This window comes from Paraburkholderia humisilvae, from assembly GCF_902859855.1.
In the GTDB taxonomy this organism is placed as follows: domain Bacteria; phylum Pseudomonadota; class Gammaproteobacteria; order Burkholderiales; family Burkholderiaceae; genus Paraburkholderia; species Paraburkholderia humisilvae.
This window is the reverse complement of record NZ_CADIKH010000227.1, coordinates 1-3,051: the sequence shown is the minus strand read 5'-3', so window position 1 is coordinate 3,051 and position 3,051 is coordinate 1. Positions and strand designations below refer to the sequence as shown.

The following is a 3,051-nucleotide window of genomic DNA, read 5'->3' as shown; positions in this document are numbered from 1 at the left end:
TTGCCAATGCCCGCAGGCAGTGCCTTGCCTGGCGTCTTCGTCTTTGCCATCATCTTCGTCATGCGTTACGATCCGGCCGATTCTACTTCACCGCGTTAATGCGACAGAGCCCGCAGATATCGTCCCTTTGCAAGGGTCGATCTTTCACGCGCGGAATCGTGTCTGGCCATGTGATCTTGTTGCCACGTGTCGGCCAGAATCCTCCGGATGCGTAACAAAAACAGATCCCATGGATCAAAGGCGGGTCGGACTGAGAATGGAGGCGGAAAGGCCCAGAGAAGCGAGTTCCGGGGGTAACGACTCGCCGCGAACGATCGCGGCCGCAGCTTGCCCGAGGGCAGGGGAGGTCATGATGCCGCATCCTCCTTGCCCTGCCAACCAGAAAAAGCCACTCGCTGTAGCGTCGAATCCTGCGACAGGGTTACCGTCCGCAGCGAACGTACGTAAGCCAGCCCAGCTTGATAGCGGCCTTTCCACCTGCAATGTCGTGTCCTGCATAATATTGAAAATGCCTTGCGCGATGTCGAGTTCTTCAGGTCGTACGTCATGCGGATTCACTTCCGTTGCGTCAGCCAGACTCCCAAGCAGCCGACCAGTGTCTGGCTTCAGGTACCAGTGACCGTTTGCACTTCGAACAAATGGCAGAAGGTCCACATTCCCGATGCCTTGCGTTGCTATCGTGAATGCGGTACGGCGATATACCCGTAGCCCCAATGGCCTGACGCCGGCCGCGATTGCAACCTGATCGGCCCATGCTCCTGCCGCGTTTATGAGGACCGGTGCTTCATATTCTGTGTCACCCACTCGCACAACCCAGACGGCATCTTTATAACTGATGGTGTCTATGCTTGCGGACGTGCGCAACGTTGTGCCAAACGCGCGCGCAGTCCGCAGGTATCCTTGTAGCAGAAGATCAACGTCAATGTCCATGGCGTCGTCCTCAATGACTGCGCCGAGGAGATCCTTGCTATTCAGAATCGGGCAGATCTCATGGGATTCGCGCGCGCTCAGAACACGAAATTGAGCGCCCGTGCCGGCTAGTAGCCGCGCTTCATTGATGAGAAGTTCCTCGGAACTCCCCCACGCTGCCGCCATCGACCCCCGAGGATGAACAAGAGGATAGTCGGAAAAGCCCTCGGGTGGATTGTTGAAGAAGCCTCGGCTGCCGATGGCCAGCGATCGCATCGCCTCTTCCTCAATAGCGACCGAAAGAATGGCCGCCGACCGGCCTGAGCTGTGGTATCCGGGTGCGTTTTCCCGCTCCAAAAGCGTGACGTCGCCATGCGCGGCCAGAAAGGCGCTCAAGGATGCGCCGGCAATGCCGGCGCCGATCACGATGTAATCACTGGTATGTATCATTGGAATCCCAAGTCACGTAGGTGTTGAGAGTTATTTGATGAAAGCAACGCGGATTGTCTGTGCCAGCAGGAATGCTCTGAAATCTTTGCCGCAGCGTAAGCAACTAAATCTAAAGAGAGATGTTTAAAATTGCGTGACGGTAGCCGCTACCTTATGGCGCGATAACTGCTGTCGATCGGTTATGTTGTTCGCATCAAGCTTCCTGCCATTCTGAAATAAAGGATGCCATTGAACAGGGTTCAGCTGGAAACGGGCGCTACGGGCCACCAATGTATTGCCGAAAATGGGGCGTGTCGCTTTTCAGTTATCAGGCAATCGCAGATCGAGGCAATCCTGTTCGTTGCGGGCATTCTCTCATCCCATCTTCGTTATCGCGACACAGCCTCGTGCAAATCCATCAACAACTTTCCGCTCTAAAATCCTTGCTGCACAGGGCCCCTCGATTTTTTCAGACCCGACTAATGATGTGGAGTATTTTGACGTCGAAGGGCGAACTGAAACAACCTAACCAGGTTATCAGGCCAAGAAATCCGCACCCGCGCCGTTAACGTCATCCCGAATTTACGAGAATGTGGGCCGTCCGACACTGCACCAGTTGCATGCGCTTGCGCGAGAGGTCGCGCACTGGACGATCTTCTGCTTGATAAATGTAGCCCCACGATCAAGCGGAATCGGCGGTCACGATGCCGGAATTGCCGGTCACGATCGCCGGAATACGCACAATAACTCAATCGCTCCGCATAACTTATCTCTCTCCACCTCCCCACCTATCCAAATCTATCATTCGCAACGTCAACTGTTTGCGCTTTCTCTAAAATATGTTATACGATGCTTCTACGATTTTTTGCGACAATTAAATCCGCAAAAATCGATAAAGGGGATACCAAGTCGATAACAGCTTACTGGAGACTTACCGTTAAAAGGAGAAATCATGATGATCGAAAATAAATCGGCGGAGGGTAAGGGGTACGACAACCCGAAACATTGGGGCGATGACGCGGAAAAGGGCGATATTTTTCAGATCACCGAAGCTGAGGCGGATGCCAATACCGTCGCTTTCGCAGCGCTCCCGATCACAAACCGACCGCAATAAAAACTGAAGGAGAACCCCTATGGATACCGTTTCCGTCTATATCAAGCACGCGACACTCAATAAATGGTTGGGGGCAGCAGATGTCGCATCGGGTCTTGCGCCGTGTCTTCTCGATGAGGTATTTCAATGGACCATGAACACGACCGCGGATGACATCAATCTCAACGATTACAAATCGCCGATCTATTTTTCCACGAAAGACGACAATCTTCATGTCACCGATCATTATCTGTACACCCAGGGGCCGCTCAACGTAACAACCGGAAACAGTCTTTCGGTGGTTGACTCAGATAGCTCGACTGAATTTCACCCGGGGGAGATATTTTCTCCTCCTCCTGGTCAGCCGGCTTTAATCGCCGTTGGCGAGCTCTTTCTTTCGGTCGACCAGAACCAGGTGCCATTTCTCAGCCCCGAGCCGATAGCCGGCTGGTTCCTGTCCTGCGTGTAACCGGGCAGGGCACCGGCTCCCGGCGCGGTGTCTCAGATCCGCGGCTCTGGTGCAAATAGATGAGCGAGTTGAGCAGTTTCTGATATAAAGGACGCCTTATCGAGTTGACAGGACAGCATCCCATACGGCGGGCGTGGTGGCATCCCCGAGG

Annotated in this window: 3 protein-coding genes; 2 read left to right on the top strand and 1 reads right to left on the bottom strand. The window is 53.9% G+C overall.

Translation table 11 applies throughout. The annotated features are described in order from the left end of the window. Positions 1–234: 234 nt before the first annotated feature. Positions 235–1,359 (bottom strand): NAD(P)/FAD-dependent oxidoreductase, encoded by a 1,125-nt coding sequence (locus tag HV796_RS41180; protein WP_175233405.1) that lies wholly within the window; start codon positions 1,357–1,359, stop codon positions 235–237. Positions 1,360–2,290: 931 nt separating this feature from the next. On the opposite strand from HV796_RS41180, the gene HV796_RS41175 reads away from it, so the two are divergent. Further along, positions 2,291–2,452, top strand: coding sequence for a hypothetical protein (locus tag HV796_RS41175; protein ID WP_175233404.1), 162 nt, complete (start codon positions 2,291–2,293; stop codon positions 2,450–2,452). Positions 2,453–2,471: 19 nt separating this feature from the next. Continuing rightward, positions 2,472–2,900: a hypothetical protein gene (locus HV796_RS41170; protein WP_175233403.1), complete on the top strand. Its 429-nt coding sequence runs from the start codon at positions 2,472–2,474 to the stop codon at positions 2,898–2,900. The last annotated feature ends 151 nt before the right edge of the window (positions 2,901–3,051 follow it).

Excerpts from the sequence above, each read along its gene's own strand:
- HV796_RS41180 (WP_175233405.1), bottom strand. The coding sequence starts at position 1,359 with ATGATACATACCAGTGATTACATCGTGATCGGCGCCGGCATTGCCGGC.
- HV796_RS41175 (WP_175233404.1), top strand. The coding sequence starts at position 2,291 with ATGATGATCGAAAATAAATCGGCGGAGGGTAAGGGGTACGACAACCCG.
- HV796_RS41170 (WP_175233403.1), top strand. The coding sequence starts at position 2,472 with ATGGATACCGTTTCCGTCTATATCAAGCACGCGACACTCAATAAATGG.